The organism is Synechococcus sp. CC9616 (assembly GCF_000515235.1).
GTDB lineage: Bacteria > Cyanobacteriota > Cyanobacteriia > PCC-6307 > Cyanobiaceae > Parasynechococcus.
In genome coordinates this window covers 2,420,479-2,443,367 of sequence record NZ_KI911558.1, presented here as the reverse complement: position 1 = coordinate 2,443,367, position 22,889 = coordinate 2,420,479, and the positions used below count along the sequence as shown (strand labels likewise).

18 protein-coding genes, 1 tRNA gene and 1 pseudogene are annotated in these 22,889 nt (G+C 55.5%); 13 read left to right on the top strand and 7 right to left on the bottom strand.

Going from position 1 to position 22,889, the window contains the following annotated elements; all coding sequences use genetic code 11:
- Nucleotides 1-118 precede the first annotated feature (118 nt).
- The 3 genes from SYN9616_RS0113620 (at nt 119) to SYN9616_RS0113615 (ending at nt 3,631) form a co-directional block, all read left to right on the top strand.
- Entirely contained in the window at nt 119-1,153 is a 1,035-nt protein-coding gene (locus SYN9616_RS0113620) for a chlorophyll a/b binding light-harvesting protein (RefSeq protein WP_028953587.1), read from the top strand.
- Between the two features lie 613 nt (nt 1,154-1,766).
- The gene (locus SYN9616_RS17480; protein ID WP_156918834.1) at nt 1,767-2,672 is read left to right on the top strand and encodes an alpha/beta fold hydrolase; all 906 of its coding nucleotides are present in this window, start codon (nt 1,767-1,769) and stop codon (nt 2,670-2,672) included.
- On the top strand, nt 2,672-3,631 hold the full coding sequence (locus tag SYN9616_RS0113615) for an NAD(P)/FAD-dependent oxidoreductase (protein ID WP_028953586.1): 960 nt from the start codon (nt 2,672-2,674) through the stop codon (nt 3,629-3,631). The genes SYN9616_RS17480 and SYN9616_RS0113615 overlap by 1 nt, the downstream gene beginning before the upstream one ends.
- 37 nt (nt 3,632-3,668) lie before the next feature.
- On the opposite strand, the gene fldA is transcribed toward SYN9616_RS0113615, so the two are convergent.
- The 4 genes from fldA to SYN9616_RS18005 all read right to left on the bottom strand — a co-directional run bounded on the left by fldA (nt 3,669) and on the right by SYN9616_RS18005 (nt 6,322).
- Nucleotides 3,669-4,178 (bottom strand): flavodoxin FldA, encoded by a 510-nt coding sequence (gene fldA / locus SYN9616_RS0113610; RefSeq protein WP_028953585.1) that lies wholly within the window; start codon nt 4,176-4,178, stop codon nt 3,669-3,671.
- Between the two features lie 981 nt (nt 4,179-5,159).
- Complete coding sequence (locus SYN9616_RS17475; protein WP_028953584.1) at nt 5,160-5,450, bottom strand: hypothetical protein; 291 nt, start codon at nt 5,448-5,450, stop codon at nt 5,160-5,162.
- 14 nt (nt 5,451-5,464) lie between these two features.
- Nucleotides 5,465-6,013 (bottom strand): Crp/Fnr family transcriptional regulator, encoded by a 549-nt coding sequence (locus tag SYN9616_RS0113595; RefSeq protein WP_037991574.1) that lies wholly within the window; start codon nt 6,011-6,013, stop codon nt 5,465-5,467.
- A 135-nt stretch (nt 6,014-6,148) separates the two neighbouring features.
- The gene (locus SYN9616_RS18005; protein WP_232200501.1) at nt 6,149-6,322 is read right to left on the bottom strand and encodes a hypothetical protein; all 174 of its coding nucleotides are present in this window, start codon (nt 6,320-6,322) and stop codon (nt 6,149-6,151) included.
- On the opposite strand from SYN9616_RS18005, the gene SYN9616_RS0113590 reads away from it, so the two are divergent.
- Both SYN9616_RS0113590 and pstS read left to right on the top strand, forming a co-directional pair.
- Nucleotides 6,315-7,841, top strand: a complete 1,527-nt coding sequence (locus SYN9616_RS0113590; protein ID WP_232200496.1) for an iron uptake porin — start codon at nt 6,315-6,317, stop codon at nt 7,839-7,841. The two genes, SYN9616_RS18005 and SYN9616_RS0113590, sit on opposite strands and share 8 nt — an antisense overlap.
- Before the next feature lie 241 nt (nt 7,842-8,082).
- Nucleotides 8,083-9,057 (top strand): annotated as a pseudogene (pstS, locus tag SYN9616_RS15895) (phosphate ABC transporter substrate-binding protein PstS).
- A 913-nt stretch (nt 9,058-9,970) separates the two neighbouring features.
- Here the strand turns inward: pstS and SYN9616_RS0113565 are convergent.
- Nucleotides 9,971-10,044, bottom strand: a tRNA-Pro gene (locus SYN9616_RS0113565).
- Between the two features lie 83 nt (nt 10,045-10,127).
- Here SYN9616_RS0113565 and lipA point away from each other — a divergent pair.
- Nucleotides 10,128-10,997, top strand: coding sequence for a lipoyl synthase (gene lipA / locus SYN9616_RS0113560; protein ID WP_028953580.1), 870 nt, complete (start codon nt 10,128-10,130; stop codon nt 10,995-10,997).
- On the opposite strand, the gene SYN9616_RS0113555 is transcribed toward lipA, so the two are convergent.
- Complete coding sequence (locus tag SYN9616_RS0113555; RefSeq protein ID WP_028953579.1) at nt 10,975-11,283, bottom strand: YciI family protein; 309 nt, start codon at nt 11,281-11,283, stop codon at nt 10,975-10,977. The genes lipA and SYN9616_RS0113555 overlap by 23 nt on opposite strands.
- 15 nt (nt 11,284-11,298) lie before the next feature.
- Nucleotides 11,299-15,906: a glutamate synthase large subunit gene (gltB, locus tag SYN9616_RS0113550; protein WP_028953578.1), complete on the bottom strand. Its 4,608-nt coding sequence runs from the start codon at nt 15,904-15,906 to the stop codon at nt 11,299-11,301.
- A 101-nt stretch (nt 15,907-16,007) separates the two neighbouring features.
- On the opposite strand from gltB, the gene SYN9616_RS0113545 reads away from it, so the two are divergent.
- From SYN9616_RS0113545 to rpsJ, 7 genes are all read left to right on the top strand, one after another.
- Nucleotides 16,008-17,714 carry a phosphodiester glycosidase family protein gene (locus tag SYN9616_RS0113545; RefSeq protein ID WP_028953577.1) on the top strand — a complete coding sequence of 569 codons (1,707 nt, stop codon included), beginning with the start codon at nt 16,008-16,010 and terminating at the stop codon, nt 17,712-17,714.
- Nucleotides 17,715-17,733: 19 nt separating this feature from the next.
- A complete protein-coding gene (locus tag SYN9616_RS0113540; RefSeq protein ID WP_028953576.1) occupies nt 17,734-18,060 on the top strand; it encodes an AIR synthase in 327 nt (108 codons plus the stop codon).
- A 72-nt stretch (nt 18,061-18,132) separates the two neighbouring features.
- Nucleotides 18,133-18,507: a 30S ribosomal protein S12 gene (rpsL, locus tag SYN9616_RS0113535; protein WP_028953575.1), complete on the top strand. Its 375-nt coding sequence runs from the start codon at nt 18,133-18,135 to the stop codon at nt 18,505-18,507.
- A gap of 56 nt (nt 18,508-18,563) precedes the next feature.
- A complete protein-coding gene (gene rpsG / locus SYN9616_RS0113530; RefSeq protein WP_028953574.1) occupies nt 18,564-19,034 on the top strand; it encodes a 30S ribosomal protein S7 in 471 nt (156 codons plus the stop codon).
- Between the two features lie 91 nt (nt 19,035-19,125).
- The gene (gene fusA / locus SYN9616_RS0113525; RefSeq protein WP_028953573.1) at nt 19,126-21,198 is read left to right on the top strand and encodes an elongation factor G; all 2,073 of its coding nucleotides are present in this window, start codon (nt 19,126-19,128) and stop codon (nt 21,196-21,198) included.
- Nucleotides 21,199-21,248: 50 nt separating this feature from the next.
- On the top strand, nt 21,249-22,448 hold the full coding sequence (gene tuf, locus SYN9616_RS0113520; RefSeq protein ID WP_028953572.1) for an elongation factor Tu: 1,200 nt from the start codon (nt 21,249-21,251) through the stop codon (nt 22,446-22,448).
- Nucleotides 22,449-22,565: 117 nt separating this feature from the next.
- Entirely contained in the window at nt 22,566-22,886 is a 321-nt protein-coding gene (gene rpsJ / locus SYN9616_RS0113515) for a 30S ribosomal protein S10 (protein ID WP_028953571.1), read from the top strand.
- Nucleotides 22,887-22,889 lie beyond the last annotated feature (3 nt).

Below are 22,889 nucleotides of genomic sequence, written 5' to 3'. Positions count from 1 at the left end.
CGGTAAAAAATGATCTTATTGGCCGCTTTTTATGAGTCATGTGTAAAAAGTAGTGTGAACCTGATAGAGAAACAGATACCGCAAAACATTAGGTTTCAAATGCCCCTCACAACCATTCATGCAATCCTACGGGAACCCGTCAGTCTCTTATGACTGGTGGGCCGGCAACTCGGGTGTTGCCAAACGTTCTGGGTCGTTTATTGCAGCCCATGCAGCACATGCAGGCCTAATCATGTTTTGGGCTGGCGCATTCACTTTGTTCGAACTCGCCAGATATGACCTTGCCCTACCGATGGGAGATCAAGGTTTAATTCTGCTTCCACATCTCGCCTCTCTTGGCTTGGGATTGGGAGAGGGTGGCACAATCGCAAATACGGAACCTTATATCGCTATCGCAGCTTTCCATCTTGTCTCCTCAGCCGTTCTTGGAGCAGCTGGAATCTGGCACACGTTAAGAGCCCCGAAAGACCTTTCCGAAGCAGAAGGACGCGCCGGTAAATTCCACTTTGATTGGGACGACCCGAAAAAACTGACCTTCATCCTTGGCCATCACCTCATTTTTCTCGGTCTGGGTGTGATTGCCTTTGTGGAATGGGCCAAGCGCCATGGGATTTACGACACAGCGATCGGAGCTGTACGCAAGGTCGAGCCGAATATTGATCTGAGCATGGTCTGGGGATATCAGACTCATTTCCTGACAATCAATAGTCTGGAAGATGTCATGGGTGGCCATGCCGTCCTGGCATTCATTCTCACAATCGGAGGGGTCTGGCACATTGTTAGTTCACCTTTCGGACCCTTCAAAAAGATCTTGATTTATTCAGGTGAGGCAATTCTGTCCTATTCACTCGCTGGAATTGCCTTAATGGGTTTTGTGACAAGTATTTGGTGCGCTCAGAATACAACCATCTATCCGGTTGAATTCTATGGAGAAGCACTCAAACTCAATTTTGCTTTTTCACCCTATTTCAGTGATACCGCATCCGTCATTGGTGGTGGTCATACAGCAAGAGCATGGCTTGCTAACACACACTTTTATCTGGCCTTCTTCTTCCTACAAGGACATTTCTGGCATGCGCTGAGAAGTATGGGTTTCAATTTCAAGAGCGTCTCCAAGGCCTTCGAATCAATGGACACAGCAAAAATCAGCTAAGCGAAACTGATTCAAGGCTCCTTGTTGCCCCCCTCAAAGGGGGGCTTTTTTATTAGAAACCAATACCTTAATCACGGTAGTTCCGAATAAATCGCAACGATCAAAGTCAGATGCGATCTTGCCGATAAGCCTGCTTGCTAGCAACAGGGCGATTAAGATCTATTGTCGCTGAGTGAAGCCTAGAATGATGGATCGTTACAAGATGAAGCTTGTCCAGTTCCTGAAACCAGCGATCCCAAGTAGACGTTTCTCCGGAAATATATTGACCTTGATCTGATAAAAATTCCATACCACTATATGCTTTTTATCATTATAAATGTGTCTCTACATAGAGCACTCAGAAAAAACACACCGGGCAGCAAGCGACTGAACACAAGCAGGCAACATTTTGTACGCATTGCCTGCGGCCGAAGTGCAAGAGTAAATCCCAAAATCAATTAGAAAAGGATGGTTCAAGCCAGTGCGGAGAGAAACATTTCAGACATCGTGTCAATTTATCTCAATGCTGTAACGTTTAGAGCAATGTCAGTCCTTGCTCTTCAACGGCTTGAAGCTTTAAGAGCGGCTGCTGATGATTCTGAAATGCGATTAATTCAAACCATCCATCGCATGGTTGACGCCAAAATCATTAAGCTTTTACCACTGGAATCGTCAAGCAAGCAGACGCATACGTGTAGCATTTAATGCCTACCCATGTCTCAATAAGAGCCGTATCGATACCTCCCTCGCTGAGAATAATGAAAATCTTTTCCATATGGTTGTACCTGAGATTCTATGGCTTGATCTCCAACCAAGCTTGTATTGTTTCAACTGCAGACTGAGCCGACTTTTATCAGAAAAAAGAACTGTTCGGCGTTGGTCTTTCCAACATGATCCGGATGAAGCCTGCACTATCTCGATCGTTCACGATCTATTACGCGAAACCATTGTCGATACAAGGCAGCGTCCTCATCTGGTTGCACATGGCTTCAGTGGCATTGTTGCATCCCTATTCGAAAGCCAATATCCAGAACTCATTCAATCATTAACTCTGCTTTCAGTTGATACAAACACAGCCAATCAATGGTCATCTCATTACCACACAATGAGAAGCCAATTACCTTGCTCTCGATCTCGACTTTTAGAGCATTTAACCTCTCTACTTTTTGAGAGCAAGGAGCCAAAAGTTTACTCAGCGTTAGCCAGAATAATGGCAAAATGCCTTGATACTAATTTTATTACGAGTTCCTTGGTGTCCCATGAATTAAATCGTTCATTAACCATGAATTCTGTGCCAACATTAGTTATGAATGGCGATAATGATTTCGTCGTTGACCGCAACGCAGAAGAGCGTTGGAGTACTAAGCTTAAACCGGGTGATTGCTATGTTTCAGTGCCTAAAAGCAGGCACTTTTTTCACTTCCACCATCCAGAGATTACTGTTCAGAGAATCAACGCTTTTCTAGACATGATCCCAACGACATCATCTCTCGGGTGGACTTCAAGAAATCTCCTTTCAACTCAAGCCAATAATTCATAATGTCCGAATCATCAATTTACGACGTTGTCATCATTGGCGGCGGTCCAGCTGGATGCAGTTGCGCTCTTTATACCTCAAGATCATCTTTAAAGACTTGCATTTTGGATAAAAATCAAAATGTTGGTGCACTAGCAATTACACACAAAATTGCAAACTATCCTGGATTTAGCCAAGAAATATCAGGTTCTGATCTGCTAAAGGCGATGAGAGAACAGGCCATTTCTTATGGTAGTGAATACGTTCAAACTCAGGTTTATGGGGTTGATCTTTCAAGTGATATCAAAATTGTTTATACACCCGAAGGAGAATATCGAAGCAGAACATTGGTTCTCGCAACTGGAGCAATGGGGCGCACCTCCACACTTCCCGGTGAATCTGAATTTCTCGGTCGTGGAGTGAGCTATTGCGCAACATGTGACGCTGCCTTCTACAAAGGGGAAGATGTAGGTGTCTATGGATCAAATCAAGAAGCAGTGGACGAGGCTCTTGTTCTCACTAAATTCGCCTCAACTGTGCACTGGATAACCAACACGAAGCCCAAAAAATCAATCATCGGAGCCGAAAAATTATTAGCTTCACCCAACATCAAACATTGGGAAAGAACAAGACTGCTCTCCATTCACGGCAGTACTGAAGGAGTTGAGAAAATAGAACTCAAGCCATCGTCTGAAAGCAATCCCGTGGACTTAAAAGTGACCGGAGTATTTGTCTACGCCACTGGGACACTTCCAATCACCGATTTCCTACATGGTCAAGTCAATGTTAATTCAGAAGGAGGAATCAAGGTCAGTGAAAGTATGGGAACAGATACTCAGGGTGTTTGGGCGATCGGTGACATTCGGAATACACCCTATAAGCAAGCCATTGTTGCTTGCTCAGACGGCTGTATCGCTGCAATGGCCATTGATAAATTTCTAAATCAACGGAAGGATATCCGTGTTGACTGGGTTCACAAGTAAAAAAGCGCCATTTATATGGCGCTTTTCAAATCTCCGATCAAGCCTCAGAATTGATTTGCTGGACCCAAGCTTTCAAACGTTCATCCGTCAGTTCAGACTGGTTATCTTCATCAATAGCGAGCCCACAGAATTTGCCGTCGATAACACTCTTTGACTCGTCAAAGTCATAACTTTCTGTTGAAACTTTACCGATCAACTTGGCACCTGACTGCAAAAAAGCCGTGTAGAGCTCTTCCATAGCGTCGCAGAAATAATCTGAATAGCCAGACGAATCACCCAATCCGACGATTGCTACTGGCTTTCCAGCAAAGTCCAAATTGGGAATCTCCTGAACATAATCATCCCAAGCTGTACCGGAACGAGCTTCATCAGCTCCGGTGTTCCATGTTGGAATGCAGCAGATCAGTCCCTCGGCTGCCGCAAGCTCATCTGCAGAGCCGATATTGTCGACATCTTTTGCTTCTACACCCGGAAGAAGCTCTTTTAAACGATCGGCAACATCCTCAGTTTTTCCTGTGGACGTTGCAAAGAAAATTGTGAAAGCCATAGTAAACCTGTTACCTAATAATTTTCTCTCCCCCTATCTCGGAGATCTTGATCCATGATAAAGAGGCTTGTAACTCTTATCTATTCTGGTTGAAAATATGATCTTTTTGCGATGATCTTCTGATAGCGAAAAAGTTATATTTGATACATATAAATACTGGGCTAGTCCGCCTCATTGCCACCCATCAACCTCCGACGATGAAAGATCTGCGAACAGCATTCAAAGGTTTGCCGAAACTCAGACAAGGTTTGATCAAAGCCTGCCTCTCTCACACGGGCTAACCATCTTTTACGTTCATAAGAATTTGATTCTATATGCTCAACAAAGCATTCCAACATTTGTTTTCCAGCCAGAGTCATCGCCTGCTCTTTGGTAATCACAACAGTACTGCGATCATTGTAATAGTGGCATAAAAGCGAACCTTTACACGTCACCTCAGATACAGATTTCAAGACAGTTCACCCTGGAATAAAATCCCAGGAATGAAATCGATAAGAAAAACCCCCTCAAAGCAATTGAGAGGGTTTTCTGCCTTGGACGGGACACAACTAATCTAACGAAATTTGAAATCATGTGACGACTATCTCCTCTCAAAACCCCTCCACCCCCTGTCGACCATCACGACAAAAGGTGGCTGAAAATGGGGCTGTCGATCCCGTCCAAGGACGACATCTGTATTATCGACAATCCCAATAATCGAAGGAGACGGAATGAATAGATTTCGTGTATCCAATGAACAACAGCTGGAGATCTAAATAACAAGAGAAAAATTGCCTTGTCAGGACGATCTCTCAGCTTTCTGCGAGGCACAGAAAGCTGAGTTTTAGGGTGATCGCCTCCGAGAGCTCGGTTGTCGCTCCTCCTCTCGGCATGGTTCCCGGATGTGAACCTGTTCAATTATTGATGAGCAACAATGAAGGATTTGTACGATCTGATCAAGATCTCATGCACAGATGAATCAGATCGATGTTTTTTATTTGCTCAATAAATTGGTGTCTGAAGAGCAGATGAGCGTGACGTCTGCTGCTGCGCTCTCTTGAGTTGCTCCTTGAGCAGTTGCCGTTGCAGAGATTCGATACGAACAGCGGATTGAAGACGAGCATGGCAACACTCGATTTCCTGGCAGCGACGTTGCCAAAGCTTCTGCTCATGGTTGAGCCGCTGGCGCAACCGCTGATTCCCACAGAATGGATATGTTCGATGCAATGCATCAAGACGACGCCGAATCCACTCAACCTCCCTGAGAAGAGTTCCAACAACAGTGTCTGACATGGTCCTCACAGGGGTCAGAAGCTCAGCGGAGAACTTTCGATCAATTCAGGAGAAAAACGCATTGTTAGATCGGCGCCGCTCATCTCGAGAAGCTCGGCTTGACGCCACTTGGAGAGAAGTCGAGTCGTGGTGACACGCGTGGCTCCAATCAGTTCTCCGAACCGATCGTGAGTGAGACGGAACGGCAGCTGGAAGGCATCGCTGCAACGAAGGCCAAGGCGATTCACCAGGAGCGCCAACAGCGCATGGAGACGTTGCTCAGCCTGACCGAGATGACGAACACGCAGAAGCTGGAGGGTCCATTCGTTCACGGCATCCATCCCGAGCTCATCCGAACCAACAGCATCACGGCGGAACTTGAGTGCCGTGAGTGCTTCCACACAGGCGCCATCGCTGCATAAGCGATCGGTCCGCAAGCGATCACCCGACTGCAGGAACGCCAGGGTCATCCCCTCTGTCTCCTCACATGGGCAATAGACCCGACAGATGCCCTCCATCACCTCTAGAACCGTTGCCTGTCCACGGCCAGCAGGGTCTAGAAGGACGGTTTGCAGCCTCGGCATCGCCATCGGTGCAACCGGATCATCCGGCAGAAAGCGATAGGCGGACACGGTCACGACACCTGAGATTGAGAATTACTTGCAAGAGTACTTAGCCGAAGTCAAAAATGCAAGTCATTCTCAATAGCAATAAGCGATTCAGAGCTTCTCCAGCGCTTGAGTAAAACCGTCACCCCAACCTGTCTTGATTGCACGCTTTTTCTGTGCGATTTCGACCGCACAAGGGGACGGCTCGCTTGGCTGCCCACTCGTTGCTTTTCTCCAAAGAAAAATCACTACCTTTTCCAAATACTGGTCAGCAGCTGTGCGCAAAGGCGTCGCCTCACTGTTGGGTCTATCCCTGGCATGCTCTGTATTGGCACCAGGGCCTGTCAGCGCCGTCGAACCGATCAGAGGGCTGGATCGATTCAGTGATGTGAGGCCGACGGACTGGGCTTACCAAGCCCTCAGTCAACTTGTCGATCGCTTTGGCTGTGTTGCCGGCTTCAGCAATGGCAGCCTGCTGGGTGAGCGGACCATCACACGCTTCGAGGCCGCCGCACTCCTGAACACCTGTCTTCAGCAGGTCAGTGACGTCACCGATGCGTTGCAACGTCTGATCAAGGAATTTGAGAGCGAGCTCGCTCTGATTCGCGGACGCGTTGATGGCTTAGAGGCTCGTTTGGGAGAGCTGGAAGCCACCCAGTTCTCAACCACCACCACCTTGCGGGGCCAGGCCTACTTTGTAGCAAACGCCAATGCCTTCAAAGGCTCAGCACGTGGCTTCAAGCGTGAGGCCAACCGCTCTCTCGGCGCTGCCAATCTGCTCTTCGATCTCGAACTGGACCTCTCGACCAGCTTCAGCGGAAAAGACCTGCTGCTGACCAAGTTGCGCACGGGCAGCTTCAACGCCAACAACAGCCTCAGTGGCGCCCCCACCAATCAGTCCGCGCTGAACATCGCCTACTCCTCAAACGATGCCGGTGAACCGGTTCTTTCAGTCGACAAGCTCTTTTACCAATTTCCAATCGGATCAGACTTCACCGTCATCATTGGTCCCAACGTCGCCCAGGACGACATGTTCGGGATGTACCCGAGCTTGTACGGCGATGACGCCATCCTGAATTATTCGGCCCTGGCTGGTGCCCCCCTGGCTTACAACCAGAACCAAGGGGCTGGCGCCGGGTTGATCTGGTCTGGAGAGAGTGGCTTCAGCCTCACAGGGAGCTATGTCGCCATCAACGGCAACAGCGACAACACCCAGCAAGGTGGCATCGCCACATCCTCAGCCGGCGGCACGGCCACCATTCAGGCGGGGTATCAGAGCGGATCATGGGCCATGGCCGCGGTGTACTCGGGGCTGCAGAACGGCAGCTGGCTGGAGCCCTATGGCACACCGCTGTTGAACGACAGCCTGCAAAACAACAGCGGCTGCACCCATGCCTTTGGACTTGGGGGCTCCTGGCAGCCTGCCGATAGTGGCTGGATTCCCTCGATCAGTGCCGGCTGGGGCATCAACTCGACCACCTATGACCCTGGCGTACATCGGGATGGATTGGTGGAGTTCAGCCAGTCATGGACCCTGGCACTTCAGTGGGATGACGTGTTCCAGCAGGGCAACAAGGCGGGGATGGCAGTTGGACAGCCGGTGTTCGCCACCAGCCTCTACGGCGGCGACACGCCGGACGATGGCAATTACGTTTGGGAATGGTGGTATCAATTTCAAGTGACGGACAACATCAGCGTCACTCCGGCTCTTTTTTATCTCTCCCGTCCGCTCGGCCAGGAAACAGCTAGCGGGGGCACTTTTCAGCAACTGGGGGGACTTGTGATGACGTCTTTCAGTTTCTGATGCATGAATGCCATTGCAATCCAATGATGGACACCCAAAGCAAGGGAAGACGGTCGGCTCAGCATCGAGACGCAAGGGGCTAAGGATTCAATTGCACATCACTTTTGACTCAACAGAACAACAAACTATTCGCCTTAAAGAATTCATAACTTTGCTCTTTGCTTTGTCAGCAACTTGAGCCAATAAAGTTGATCTAAAAGTTGCGTCTATGCTGTACGGAACAAATGTGCACATCCGGATAATGCAACGCATCAAGCAGATAGCCGTCACGAGCTCCATTCTGTGTTTGGCAGCCAGCATGTCTGCATCAGCGGCGGGGAGGATTACAGGCGCCGGCGCCACGTTTCCCGCGTAGATCTACAAGCGCTGGTTTGGAATGCTGGCCGGACAGGGCGGGATCAGAGTGAATTATCAAGCTGTTGGCTCCGGCTCCGGTCGCAAGGCCTACATCGATCAAACCGTGAACTTCGGCGCTTCCGATGATCCGTTGACACGGAGGGACATCCGGAAAGTGAAGCGTGGCGTTGTGCAAATTCCGATGGTGGGCGGAACCATTGCCTTCGCTTACAACAAGCCAGGTTGCAAGCTGAAGCTGACCCAGGCCCAGGCCGTCAAGGTTGCCTTGTCCAAAGTGAAGAACTGGAAAGAGCTGGGTTGCAAGGAAGGACGGATCACCTGGGTGTATCGATCGGATGGATCCGGCACCACACGCGCATTCACCAATTCGATGAAGGCTTTTTCACAGGAATGGACCATCGGCTCTGCCAAAGCGGTGAAATGGCCTGGGGGCGTCGGCGCCAAGGGCAATGCTGGTGTTGCAGCTGTGATCAAGAACCGGGAAGGTGCGATTGGCTACCTGAATCAGTCCTATATCAGGGGACCGATTGTTGCTGCACAACTGCAGAACAAATCCGGAGAATTTCTCAAACCCAGTGTGGCCTCCGGCGAGATCGCTCTGAACCAGATCACGCTTGACCAGAATCTTGCAGGAACCAACCCCAATCCATCGGCGAAGGGTGCGTATCCGATTTCAACGCTGACCTGGGTGCTGGCCTACAAAAAAGGGAACGGCCCTGATGCACAAACGATCAAAGAAGTCTTCACATTTATGTTGAGCGACAAAGCACAGAATGTTGCACCAAAGCTTGGTTTCGTGCCGCTGCGAGGAGATATTTTGAAAAAATCAAGAGCCGCCGTCAACAAAATTGGCGCTTAAATCAACTTCACAAACTTAACACTTCATCCACGGCAGATATCAAAAACAATCCTGACTCACGAACGTCTACGTCTAACCACCTTGACGGGCCTGCCTTTGCCATGACTTTCAGGTGTCATCGTGGACAAACCATTGGTCACCAGGCACCATCTTGATCTGAATCAAAATTCGTGAATCATTTGTCTTGTTGTTCAACATGAGATTCAACGAAATCACTATGTCGCCTAGAGCCACAACAAACAACCATCAAGGCCACTGGTCGATCTCATGCATCGAATCAGAGCTTGGCTTCAAGGGCATTCATTTGCCTTGTTCAACGTTTTATCAATCGCGAGGACGTGCCGAGCATTCACCAAGAAGAAACACGCATACCTCTAAGGCCTTCGGGCTGTGGGAATTAACCGATTTCACCCAACAGGATGACGTCCTTCAGTTTCTTAATCGGCGCTGCTGCGCTTCTGAACGCAAGGTCTGAAGCCATTCTTTCAATCAGTGGGGTCTTGATTGGTTGATGGATCAAGCCTGGGCGCTGATTAAATCTGGAACATTATTTCAACGATCAGCAAGACAATCGATCAGATCCACTCTTCGATCACAGCAATACGGTTCATCACCTGATCGCGAGACTCCCGCCCAAGGATTCCCATGTAAATCGACATCAGGGTTTTGGACATCCCTGAATATTTGTTGTGAGAGCTATAGCGATCATAGCCATTCATCACCAGCGCAAACGCTTCTTTCTGGGTGAGCCACGGATGCTTATGGATCAGAAATTCAATGCACTTTTCAAGCACATCGTTATTTTATTCTTGATTGAGATTACGCGGCCGTCGCACAGTCTTATTCAGCAAACACGCAGAACTTCATGAGAACGCACTGAAGTGCAAGAACTCATCAAACTGAACCATGCCAATCGGGATGACAGGATTCGAACCTGCGGCCCCTTCGTCCCGAACGAAGTGCGCTACCAAGCTGCGCTACATCCCGTTGGATTCATCGTAGGAGAAAGCCCCACACCGGTCGATGGATTCCTTGCAACATCTAGGGTCAAGCATTGATCCGGTTCTGCCGTGCTCAAACCCGAGTGGTTGCGCGTCAAAGCCCCGCAGCGGGAGCGCATCGGTGCTGTTGCCGACCTGCTGCTCGACCTCAACCTGAACACGGTCTGTCAGGAGGCCAGCTGCCCCAACATCGGTGAGTGCTTCGCCGGTGGCACCGCCACCTTTCTGATCATGGGGCCCGGCTGCACCCGAGCCTGCCCTTACTGCGATATCGATTTCGACAAGAGCGTTCGGGCTTTAGACCCCACCGAACCCACACGCCTCGGTGAAGCGGTGGCACGCCTGGGCCTGAAGCACGTTGTGATCACCTCGGTGAACCGCGATGACCTGGACGATGGCGGCGCCTCCCAGTTTGTGGCCTGCATTGAACAGGTGAAACAGCGTTCACCGCTCACCACGATCGAGCTACTGATTCCCGACCTCTGCGGCAACTGGCAGGCCCTGGCCACGGTGATGGATGCAGCCCCTCATGTGCTCAACCACAACATCGAAACCGTGCCGCGCATGTACCGACGAGCAAGACCCCAGGGCATCTATGAACGGTCTTTGGAACTGCTGGAACGGGTGCGCGAGGGATGGGGCCAGACCTACAGCAAATCCGGCCTGATGGTGGGACTTGGCGAAACCGACGAGGAGGTGATCGGCGTGCTGCGCGATCTGCGTGCTCATCTGGTGGACATCGTGACCATCGGCCAGTACCTATCACCCGGCCCCAAACATCTGGCCGTGGATCGCTTCGTGACGCCAGAACAGTTCGAGCACTACCGCCGCATGGGTGAAGAGGAGCTCGGCTTCCTGCAGGTGGTGAGCACTCCGCTTACCCGCAGCAGCTACCACGCCGGTGAGGTACAGCGCCTCATGGCCAGCCATCCCCGCTGACGGGGATCCATTCCTGCAAGGTCCAGCTCACCAGGTCGGCCTGGATCATCGGGTCCTGCTGAACCCAGGCCAGCGCTTCGGCATAGGACTCCGCCTCGAAGATCAGCAGCCCGCCACCACCGGGCCGTTGCTGCTCATCCACCAGAAATCCGCTGTGGATCCGCCGGCCTGCCTTGCTCTCCTGCTGCACCCAAGCCCGGTGCGCGTCGAGGTGGGGCCGCCGCTTTGCCATCGGCAGGGCAAGCGTTTCGGTGGTGAAGGTTTCGTGCTTGATGAACCAGGCCACTGCAAGAGGGCTGACTCAGGCGACCACCGCCAGCTTGTCGACAAGACCCATGGCTTCCCGCTCGCTCGGGGGAACCAAAAGCCTGAAACGACTCTTCGCCGCGGCCCAGTCCGCCAAGAGCACTGTTGCCTTGGTGCTTCCGGTTGCCGCCAGATGGGCTTCCAGCAGACCCTTGAGCATGGCTTCCTGCTCAGCGGTGGTAATGCCGCACACCTCAACGATCTCAGGATTCACGCGTGGCATCACGCGATCTCCTTCATCCAGCAGGAAGGTGACGCCACCCGTCATGCCGGCGCCGATGTTGCGTCCCGTACTGCCCAGAACCACCACCACACCTCCGGTCATGTACTCGCAGCAATGGTCGCCAGCGCCTTCCACAACAGCCCTGGCGCCGCTGTTGCGAACCCCGAAGCGCTCACCGGCACGGCCGAGGGCGAACAACTCACCCCCTGTGGCGCCATAAAGGCAGGTGTTGCCAAGAATCACCTGTTCGCCGGGATCGATGCATTGATCCGATGGCACGAGGCTGATACGACCGCTGTTCATCCCCTTGCCCACATAATCGTTCGCCTCGCCTTCCAGTCGCACGTTCATACCCTGAACCAGGAACGCGCCGAAGCTCTGTCCTGCAGCGCCGCGGAACGTCAGATCCAGCTGACCAGTAAAACCGCGATTGCCGTGACGCTGGGCGATCTCGCCGGCCAGCCTGGCGCAGACGCTGCGATCGGTGTTGATGATCTCGACCGTGCGGCTGTGGCGACTATGGGTTTCGACCGCATTCATCAGCGCTGCATCCGCCAGCAGCACATCCTCCAGAATTGGGCCGTTGCCGTGGGCTTCTGCAGCGTGGCGCAACCAGGAGCGATCTTCAGATCCCTTGATCGGTGCCAGCAGGCTCGCAAGATCAACACATTTGGTTTTGGCCAGCTCGACGGAGCGAGGCTGCAGCAGTTCGCTGCGGCCAATCAGGTCCTCCATCCGGGCAACCCCCAGCAGGCTGAGCAGCTGACGCACTTCTTCGGCCACGTACCAGAAGAAATTCACCACGTGCTCGGGCACGCCGGTGAAGCGCTTGCGCAAGGCTTCCTTCTGGGTTGCCACGCCAACTGGGCAATTATTGGTGTGGCAAACGCGAGCCATGATGCAGCCCTCAGCAATCATCGCGACTGAGCCGAAGCCGTACTCCTCAGCGCCAAGCAGAGCGGCGATCACAACATCCCAGCCAGTCTTGAGGCCACCATCAGCGCGCAGCAGCACGCGGTCCCTCAGGCCGTTTTCAACAAGGCTGCGATGCACTTCCGTGAGTCCCAGCTCCCAGGGACTACCGGCGTGCTTGATCGAACTCAACGGCGAGGCACCGGTACCGCCGTCATGGCCGGAGATCTGAATCACATCGGCATTGGCCTTGGCGACACCGGCTGCAATCGTGCCGATCCCGATCTCGGCCACCAGCTTCACGCTCACAGGGGCCTTGGGATGCACCTGGTGAAGGTCATGAATTAACTGCGCCAGATCCTCGATTGAATAGATGTCGTGATGAGGAGGCGGAGAAATCAACGCCACGCCCGGCTTGCTGTTGCGCAGCCAGGCGATGTACTGATCGACCTTGGGCCCTGGCAGCTGTCCGCCCTCTCCGGGCTTGGCCCCTTGAGCCACCTTGATCTCCAGCTGTCTGCCGCTGCGTAAGTACTCGGCTGTCACGCCGAAGCGACCCGACGCCACCTGTTTGATCGCTGAGCAGGCCGTGTCGCCATTGCGCAGACCGCCGATGCTCGGGAACGACAGGGAACGTCCATCGGCATCGACATCATTCAGCCTCTGGAAACGGGCGGGATCCTCACCGCCTTCGCCGCTGTTGCTCTTGCCACCGATGCGGTTCATGGCCACCGCCAGCACCTCATGGGCCTCCCGCGAGAGGGCCCCGAGACTCATGCCACCGGTGCAAAACCGCCTGCAGAGACTCTCGGCAGACTCCACCTGATCCAGAGGCAGCGGCGTGGGCGCCAGCTTGAACTCCAACAGGTCGCGGAGCGCCGTCACCGGGCGGTTCGCCAGGAGTGTTTTGTAAGTGGAGAAATGGTCGTAGCCCGGACCGGCCTTGACCGCTGCATGCAACGCCTTCGACATCTCGGGAGTATTGAGATGGAACTCGCCATTCGTGCGGTACTGCACGAATCCCATGAACTCGAGTTTGCTGCGGTTCAACTCGGGGAAGGCCTTGGCATGCAGGGAGAGCGTCTCGCTGGCGAGCTCCACCAGCGTCATGCCCGCGACCCGGCTTGTGGTGCCGGTGAACGCGGTGTCGATCACATCAGCACCCAGGCCGATCGCTTCAAAGATCTGAGCGCCGTGATAGCTGGCCAGCAGCGAGATGCCGATCTTCGAAAGAATCTTGCGCAGCCCGTTTTCCAGTGAGACGCGAACATTCGCCTGGACCTTATCCGCGTCGAGGGCAGGTAACTTGCCCTGCTCGATCCGCTTTTTGGTCTTGGGGTGGGACAACCAGTGGCGCGTGGTTTCCCAGGTAAGCCAGGGGCAGACGGCACTGGCGCCATAGCCGATCAGACAGGCGACATGGTGCGTGCTCCAGCACTGCGCGGTCTCGAGAACGAGTGAACAGTGCAGACGCAAGCGCTGGCGCAGCAGGTGGTGATGAACAGCCCCCACAGACAGCAATGCCGGAATCGCCACGGTGGTGGCTGTCAGGTCCGATGGCTGACCGGACTGATCGACGCGATCGGAGAGCACCAGGATCTGGACACCGTTGCGCACCGCCTGTTCGGCTCTGTCGCAGAGTGCCTTCAAGGCGGACTGCAGACCACCTGCACAGGCTTCAACAGCCACCTGGGTGGAGAGCGTCTCCACTGGCAGGCCCTGCTGATGAATGGCAGCCAGCTCGGCCTCGTTCATCACCGGGCTGTCCAGGTGGATCAAAGCCGCTGCTGCCGCCTGTGGCTTGAGAGCAGGGCGACGCTCCCCCAGATGCATTTCAAGGCTCATCACCAGCTTCTCTCGCAAGGGGTCGATCGGCGGGTTGGTGACCTGAGCGAAGCGCTGCTTGAAGTAGTCGTAGAGGAGGTGTGGACGATCGGAGAGGACCGCCAGGGGAATGTCATCCCCCATGCAATAGGTGGGCTCCTTAGCGAGTCCGGCCATGTCCTCGATCACCAGATCGAGGTCCTCGGCCGTGAAGCCCATGGCGGTCTGCAACCTCAGCAGGTCGAATTCGCTGAGGGCAAGCTCCTGATTCCAGGGTTGTGCCGCCACGGAACGTCGATGCTCAGCAAGCCAGTCGCTGTATGGGAAACGAGCGGCAGCATCCTCTTTGACAGCCCAGTTATCGAGCAGCTGCCCCCGCTCCAGATCCACAGCCAGCATCTGCCCGGGGCCGAGACGGCCCTTTTTCACGACGGTCTTCCCGCTGAGGTCAACGACGCCCGTCTCAGAGCCCATGATCACAAAGCCGTCAGACGTGGCACACCAGCGAGCAGGCCGCAATCCATTGCGATCGAGCGTGGCTCCGACGCGCTTGCCATCGGCGAAGACCAACAACGCCGGACCGTCCCAGGGCTCCTGGATCCCAGCGTTGAACTCGTACATCGCCGTCACCTCAGGACGTTCCTCGAGATCGGGTTGGTTGCGAAACGCTTCGGGAACAAGGGTGATCAGGCTGTCGGTGATCGAGCGACCGCTCCTCACCATCAGTTCAAGAGTGGCGTCGAGGTTGGCCGAATCGCTGAAGGCCTCATTGACAACCGGATTGAGATCACCGGCGGCATCAGCCCAGACCTCCTCGAGACTGGCTTCGGAAGCCTTCGCCCAGTTGAGATTGCCGAGGAGCGTGTTGATCTCGCCGTTGTGACCCAACAACCGCATCGGTTGCGAAAGGGGCCAGCGGGGCAAGGTGTTGGTGCTGAAGCGGCGGTGATACACCGCAAAACTCACCTCAAAGCGAGGGTCACGTAGATCGGCATAGAAACGAGCGAGCACCTCGGAGCGCACCATGCCCTTGTAAACAACCGTGCGGCTGCTGAGGGAGGCCACGTAAAAGCTGCGGGACAACTCAAATCCCCAGGCATGCCTTGCTCTCGAGCCAATCCGGCGACGCAGCCGCAGCAGTAGTGCCTCGAAGGCATCTCCCTCCGGCCCACCACCGACAATCCATTGCTCGATGGCCGGTGCTGTCTCGCGGGCCAGAGGTCCCAAAACATCCTGATCCACCGGGACCACACGCCAACCTTCCGACGTCAGTCCAAGGGCGCGAGCTTCCTCCTCACAAAAACGTCGAGCCTCCTCGCGGCGCTGCGCATCGGCAGGCAGAAACATCATTCCAAGGCCTCGGGCCGACTTGGCCTCTGGCCATACGGCTTTGAAATACGTCCAAGGAATCTCACAAAGAACTCCGGCACCATCGCCTGAGTCGCCGTCTCCGCCACATCCCCCACGGTGCTCCATGCAGCCAAGCCCACGCAGTGCCTGGCTCAGAACCCAGTGGCTGGCTTCCCCGGACAACTGCGCCAGGAACCCGACTCCACAGGCATCCCTTTCACCCGCAACAGACTCCGGTGCAGCGGAGTCGCAGACAGGCCACGATGCAGCAGCGGAATGGATGGAATCGGGCATGAACATCAACCGGACGGACACATGATCTGCGGCGTCATTGCCCGCAAAATCATCTCTCTTTTCAATCCTAGGCAGGCGTCACTCCCCTATCGACTTTCACCATGCTTCTGATCGCTCAGCTGCCTCCTCCGCTGCCAGAGCTGCGTAACAGCGAGGTGGTCAGTGGCAATCGCATCTCGATCGAGGGGGAAGGTCTGTCCGCTGACTGGGCCTGGCAGGGCCGCAGTGCCTCGCGACCGGAGCGCCTCTGGCTGCCCTTGAATCTTCTGGAGGCCCGTCTGGGCTTTCGTCGCAGCGGCGCAGGCGGCAATGCCCAGCTGGAGTGGTATGGACGCCGCCGAGGAATTCAGTCGTTCTCGACCAGAACACTGGGAGACGAGGTAGCGCTGGAGGTTGCGACATGGCTGAACAACCTCGGGGTGAGCCTGAGGCGCCAGGGCAACAGCCTCAGCCTGGAGCTTCCGACGGCACAACTACGGCAACTGAGACAGGGCAAAGGCAGCACAGCCGGGCGTTTGGTGCTGGATGTCGACAAGCCGGTCTTTGTTCAGCGCCGAGGCAGTGATCTGCTGCTGAATCTGCGCAGCGATCAACGGCAACAAGCCACGTTGCGCAGTCTTGGACTGATGCCCAAGCAAGTCGGATCGTTTCTGACGCTGCGCGGGCAGGCCACGAAGGTTCAGAGCCTGACCCTGGCCGGTCCATGGCGCGTGGTGCTCGATGGGGTCAAGCCTGCGACGACCGCTGTCAGATCGACCCCAGGCCGAGGCTTGCCACTCTCGGACCCGGCGATCAGCGCCCTCATCCGCCGCGGCCTGACCATCGAACGTCGCACCGTCAGGGTTGGGGTGAAACCTCTCGTGGTGCTGCGCGCCGGGGGGGATCTCACCCGGCTGGGACTGACCCTGATGCCGCTGGCGATGGCAGGCAGACAGCAGGGCCTCCGCTACCTGCCCCAGCTCTCCAGACCTGCTGGTGCGCTCGTCGCCATCAATGGCGGCTTCTTCAACCGCATCAAACAGCTTCCGCTTGGCGCTTTGCGTCGTGATGGGCTGTGGCTTTCCGGACCGATCCTGAATCGCGGTGTGATCGCCTGGGAAGCCAACAATTCACTGACCTTTGGACGTTTGCGACTGGATCAGGCACTCCGTGTGGCGAATGGCCGCCGCTGGGGACTTGGATTCCTCAACAGCGGCTACGTCCAACGCGGTCTGAGTCGCTACACATCAGCCTGGGGCCCCTACTACCGCTCACTCAGTGGCCAGGAACAGGCGATCCTGATTCGCGCCGGCAGCGTGATCGCTCAATACGACAACAGCAAACTGAGCCGCGGGGTCTCCCTGCCAAAGGGCACTGATTTGGTCGTCGCCCGTGGCGGAGCACCTTTACCGGCCAGAACAGGAGACCAGGCCAAGGTTGAGATGAGCTCAAGCAACCAGCTCGGGGACAAGCCGAATGTGCTGGGCGGAGGACCGCTGCTGATGAAGGGCGGGCAGGTCGTGCTTGATGGTCGACGTGAAGGATTCAGCCCAGGCTTCCTGAGCCAGACAGCCCCACGAACCGTGATCGCCCAGGGGAAAGGCGGAATCTGGATGCTGGCCATCAGAGGAGCTGGCAGCAACCCAACCCTTCTGGAGACCAGCCTTGCAATGCGACAGCTCGGAATGCGCGATGCCCTCAACCTCGACGGTGGCAGCTCCACAACCCTGATCGCCGCAGGACGGACGTTGATCAACGGAAGCGGCAGCCCACCCAGGATTCACAACGGACTGGGACTGGTGCGGCAAAGGGCCCTGCCATTGTGGTGAGCGATTGCTGCTGAACCTGATGGCTGCCAATCTGCGTCTGACCGCCAGCGCAGCGGCGGAACTGGCGCGTCAGGCCGCTGTGGCTGGCACTCCTGGGCAGATGCATCTTGATCTGACACCGGGAGACTGTGCCGAGCACGTGATTCGCATCCGACCTGGCCATCTGGCCGGCATTGCCATCGCGCGGGCTGACGGCGTCACCCTCCACGCTCCTGAGAATCAGCTGCGTCAGCTGCAGGGCCTCTGTTTGGACTACCGCGGCGATCTCAGCGGAGGCGGCTTCCTGATCCGAAGTGGTGCAGGGATCGAACCCTGTGCCTGCGGAAGCGCCTTCAGTCGAAGCTGATGGGAGCCACGACCCAGTAATGTTGTGGATTGTCGAATCTGGTCGGGGCGTCCGACCGCTTAACGACCCTCGATGCCAACCATCCAACAGCTGATCCGCTCAGAGCGCTCGCGCCTCAAGGCCAAGACCAAGTCCCCAGCTCTGAGGTCCTGTCCGGAGCGTCGCGGGGTCTGCACCCGCGTCTACACCTCCACGCCGAAGAAACCCAACTCGGCGCTGCGAAAAGTGGCTCGTGTGCGACTGACCTCCGGGTTCGAGGTCACCGCTTACATCGGTGGAATCGGCCACAACCTGCAGGAACACTCCGTCGTTCTGATCCGCGGCGGTCGTGTCAAGGATCTACCTGGCGTTCGCTATCACATCATTCGCGGAACATTGGACACCGCAGGCGTCAAGGACCGGCGTCAGTCCCGCTCCAAATACGGTGCCAAAGCTCCAAAGGAGTAATTAAGGCAGCATATCGATCCTCTGTAACCATCTCGCTCACTACGACCTGACCCTCCATGTCCCGCCGCAACGCCGCTGAAAAACGCCCGGTTCTGCCCGATCCCCAGTTCAACAGCCGACTCGCCACGATGATGGTGGCCCGGTTGATGAAGCACGGAAAGAAGTCCACGGCTCAGCGGATCCTCTCTGATGCCTTCGGTCTGATTAATGAGCGGACAGGTGGTGACCCCCTGGAGCTGTTCGAAACCGCTGTTAAAAACGCTACGCCACTCGTGGAAGTGCGCGCTCGCCGCGTTGGTGGTGCGACCTACCAGGTTCCGATGGAAGTTCGTCAGGAACGCGGCACCGCCATGGCATTGCGCTGGCTCGTCAGCTTCTCGCGCTCACGCAACGGTCGCAGCATGGCGCAAAAGCTCGCCGGTGAGCTGATGGATGCCGCCAATGAGGCTGGAAGCGCTGTTCGCAAGCGCGAAGAGACTCACAAGATGGCTGAAGCCAACAAAGCATTCGCCCATTACCGCTACTAAAGACCGAAGGCCAGCGCGTCACGTCTAAAAGACACGTCTGGCCTGTAGAGTCTCACCCGCCTTTTAACGCCCCCACCCCGGAGACTTTCCTGTGGCCCGCGCCTTTCCCCTGGAACGCGTCAGAAATATTGGAATCGCCGCTCATATCGATGCCGGCAAAACCACCACCACCGAACGGATTCTGTTCTATTCGGGCGTGGTGCACAAGATCGGTGAGGTGCATGACGGCGCGGCTGTGACCGACTGGATGGCCCAGGAACGCGAGCGCGGCATCACCATCACCGCTGCCGCCATCTCCACGAGCTGGGAAGACCATCGGATCAATATCATTGACACCCCTGGTCACGTGGACTTCACCATCGAGGTGGAGCGTTCCATGAGGGTTCTCGATGGCGTGATTGCCGTGTTCTGCGCCGTTGGTGGTGTGCAGCCCCAATCGGAAACTGTGTGGCGTCAGGCCGACCGTTATTCGGTGCCGCGAATGGTTTTCGTCAACAAGATGGACCGCACGGGAGCTGATTTCCTCAAGGTTTACGAGCAAATCACCAGTCGCCTTAAAGCCAACGCCGTACCGATCCAGTTACCGATCGGATCTGAGGGTGAACTCAGCGGCATCATCGACCTTGTTGGCAACAAGGCCTACATCTATAAGAACGATCTCGGCACGGATATCGAGGAAGCCGCGATCCCCGCCGACATGGCAGATGAAGCCGCTGAGTGGCGCGGCAAATTAATGGAAACTGTCGCTGAAACCGACGAAGCCCTCATCGAAAAGTTCCTCGACAGTGGCGAACTCTCGGTCGAGGAGCTCAAGGTCGGTATTCGTGAAGGCGTTCTCAAGCATGGTCTCGTTCCCATGCTCTGCGGCTCAGCTTTCAAGAACAAAGGTGTTCAGCTTGTTCTGGATGCGGTGATCGACTATCTGCCGGCGCCTGTTGATGTCCCCCCGATTCAGGGCTTGCTGCCAAATGGCGAGGAAGCAGTCCGTCCTTCCGACGACAGCGCTCCTTTCAGTGCTTTGGCGTTCAAGGTGATGGCTGACCCCTACGGAAAGCTCACCTTCGTCCGGATGTACTCCGGAATTCTGGAGAAGGGCAGTTACGTTCTCAACTCCACCAAGGACGCCAAGGAGCGAATCTCCCGACTTGTGGTTCTCAAAGCGGACGACAGAGAAGAGGTTGACCAGCTTCGTGCCGGTGACCTTGGCGCCGTTCTCGGCCTCAAGAACACCACCACTGGCGACACGCTCTGCACGCCGAACGACCCGATCGTCCTCGAGACCCTTTTTGTTCCGGAGCCGGTGATCTCCGTGGCTGTGGAGCCGAAGACCAAAGGGGACATGGAGAAACTCTCCAAAGCCCTGGTGTCACTCGCGGAGGAGGATCCCACCTTCCGGGTGCGCACCGATCAGGAGACCGGCCAGACCGTGATTGCCGGTATGGGGGAACTCCACCTCGAGATTCTCGTGGACCGCATGCTCCGCGAGTTCAAGGTGGAAGCCAACATCGGCGCTCCTCAGGTGTCCTACAGAGAAACGATCCGATCCTCTGCTGGCGGCGAAGGAAAATTCTCCCGACAGACCGGTGGCAAGGGCCAGTACGGCCATGTAGTTATTGAAATGGAGCCAGGTGAGCCGGGATCCGGCTTCGAATTCGTCAACAAAATTGTTGGTGGTGTGGTTCCAAAGGAATTCATCAAGCCTGCAGAACAGGGCATGAAGGAGACCTGTGAATCCGGTGTGATCGCTGGGTTCCCTCTCATCGATGTCAAATGCACGATGGTTGATGGCTCCTATCACGATGTGGACTCTTCGGAGATGGCGTTCAAGATCGCTGGTTCCATGGCGTTCAAGGACGGCGTCAAGAAGTGCAATCCAGTGCTGCTCGAGCCGATGATGAAAGTCGAAGTCGAGGTCCCCGAGGATTTCCTCGGATCGATCATCGGCGACCTGTCCTCACGCCGAGGTCAGGTTGAGGGCCAGGGCGTCGAAGATGGCACCTCCAAGATCTCGGCCAAGGTGCCCCTTGCCGAGATGTTCGGTTACGCCACCGAGCTCCGCTCCATGACCCAGGGCCGGGGCATCTTCTCGATGGAATTCGACAATTACGCCGAAGTTCCTCGCAATGTGGCCGAAGCCATCATTTCCAAGAATCAGGGCAACTAATCCTGATCTCTAAACTCCTCTCACTCCAACCCTCGATTCTTTAAACACCAATGGCACGCGAGAAGTTCGAAAGGAACAAGCCCCACGTCAACATCGGCACCATCGGCCACGTTGACCATGGCAAAACCACTCTCACCGCCGCGATCACCAACGTGCTCGCCAAAAAAGGGCAAGCCGAGAAGCAGGACTATGCCGACATTGACGGTGCTCCTGAGGAGCGTGAGCGCGGGATCACCATCAACACAGCCCACGTTGAGTATGAAACCGATAACCGTCACTACGCCCACGTGGACTGCCCTGGCCACGCGGACTATGTGAAAAACATGATCACCGGTGCCGCCCAGATGGACGGCGCCATCCTGGTTTGCGCTGCCACCGACGGCCCGATGGCCCAGACCAAGGAGCACATCCTGCTTGCCAAGCAGGTGGGTGTTCCCGCTCTGGTGGTTGCACTGAACAAGTGCGACATGGTGGACGATGAAGAGATCATCGAACTGGTGGAAATGGAAGTGCGTGAGCTGCTCGACAGCTACGACTTCCCGGGCGACGAAATTCCCGTGGTTCAGGTCTCCGGCCTCAAGGCACTGGAAGGCGAAGCCGAGTGGGAAGCCAAGATCGAAGAGCTCATGGCTGCCGTGGATGAGAGCATCCCCGAGCCCGAGCGTGAGGTGGACAAGCCTTTCCTCATGGCTGTTGAGGACGTCTTCTCCATCACCGGTCGTGGCACCGTGGCCACCGGTCGTATCGAGCGTGGCAAGGTCAAAGTTGGCGAGGAGATCGAAATCGTTGGCATCCGTGAACCTCGCAAAACCACCGTCACCGGTGTGGAGATGTTCAGGAAGCTCCTCGAAGAAGGAATGGCTGGAGACAACTGCGGCCTTCTGCTCCGCGGTATCCAGAAAGAAGACATCGAACGCGGCATGGTGCTGGTGAAGCCCGGCTCCATCACGCCTCACACCAAATTCGAAGGTGAGGTCTATGTGCTGAAGAAGGAAGAAGGTGGCCGCCACACCCCCTTCTTCGCCGGCTACCGGCCGCAGTTCTACATCCGTACAACGGACGTGACCGGTCAGATCACTGCATTCACCGCCGATGACGGCAGTGCCGTTGAGATGGTGATGCCCGGTGATCGCATCAAAATGACCGGTGAGCTCATCTGCCCTGTGGCCATGGAGAACGGCATGCGCTTCGCCATCCGCGAAGGCGGCCGCACCATTGGTGCCGGCGTGGTCTCCAAGATCATCGAGTGATCTCCCGAACGTGATCCTTCAAGGGATGGTGCGGGCTTCGGCCCCGCCATCCCTTAAATTTCTTTCAGAACCTCGACAACTGTTTCCGCGCCTTTCCGGGCCTGAATCTGTATCCCCATGTCCACTGCCATCGCTCAGCAGAAAATCCGCATTCGCCTCAAGGCGTTCGATCGCCGCATGCTGGATCTTTCCTGCGAAAAAATCATCGAGACGGCCGACAACACCGCTGCAACAGCGATCGGTCCGATTCCATTGCCAACCAAGCGCAAGATCTACTGCGTTCTTCGTTCTCCCCACGTGGACAAGGACTCAAGGGAGCACTTTGAAACCCGCACGCATCGACGGATCATCGATATCTACAGCCCTTCAGCCAAGACGATCCACGCGCTGATGAAGCTCGATCTCCCAAGTGGTGTGGACATTGAGGTGAAGCTTTGATCC

What these genes read in the sequence shown, in the direction of transcription:
- rpsL (WP_028953575.1), top strand. Translation starts at nt 18,133, where the DNA reads ATGCCAACCATCCAACAGCTGATCCGCTCAGAGCGCTCGCGCCTCAAG.
- SYN9616_RS0113620 (WP_028953587.1), top strand. Translation starts at nt 119, where the DNA reads ATGCAATCCTACGGGAACCCGTCAGTCTCTTATGACTGGTGGGCCGGC.
- SYN9616_RS0113595 (WP_037991574.1), bottom strand. Translation starts at nt 6,013, where the DNA reads ATGCCGAGGCTGCAAACCGTCCTTCTAGACCCTGCTGGCCGTGGACAG.
- SYN9616_RS0113615 (WP_028953586.1), top strand. Translation starts at nt 2,672, where the DNA reads ATGTCCGAATCATCAATTTACGACGTTGTCATCATTGGCGGCGGTCCA.
- gltB (WP_028953578.1), bottom strand. Translation starts at nt 15,906, where the DNA reads ATGCCCGATTCCATCCATTCCGCTGCTGCATCGTGGCCTGTCTGCGAC.
- tuf (WP_028953572.1), top strand. Translation starts at nt 21,249, where the DNA reads ATGGCACGCGAGAAGTTCGAAAGGAACAAGCCCCACGTCAACATCGGC.
- fldA (WP_028953585.1), bottom strand. Translation starts at nt 4,178, where the DNA reads ATGGCTTTCACAATTTTCTTTGCAACGTCCACAGGAAAAACTGAGGAT.
- rpsG (WP_028953574.1), top strand. Translation starts at nt 18,564, where the DNA reads ATGTCCCGCCGCAACGCCGCTGAAAAACGCCCGGTTCTGCCCGATCCC.
- rpsJ (WP_028953571.1), top strand. Translation starts at nt 22,566, where the DNA reads ATGTCCACTGCCATCGCTCAGCAGAAAATCCGCATTCGCCTCAAGGCG.
- SYN9616_RS17475 (WP_028953584.1), bottom strand. Translation starts at nt 5,450, where the DNA reads ATGTCAGACACTGTTGTTGGAACTCTTCTCAGGGAGGTTGAGTGGATT.
- SYN9616_RS0113540 (WP_028953576.1), top strand. Translation starts at nt 17,734, where the DNA reads ATGGCTGCCAATCTGCGTCTGACCGCCAGCGCAGCGGCGGAACTGGCG.
- SYN9616_RS0113545 (WP_028953577.1), top strand. Translation starts at nt 16,008, where the DNA reads ATGCTTCTGATCGCTCAGCTGCCTCCTCCGCTGCCAGAGCTGCGTAAC.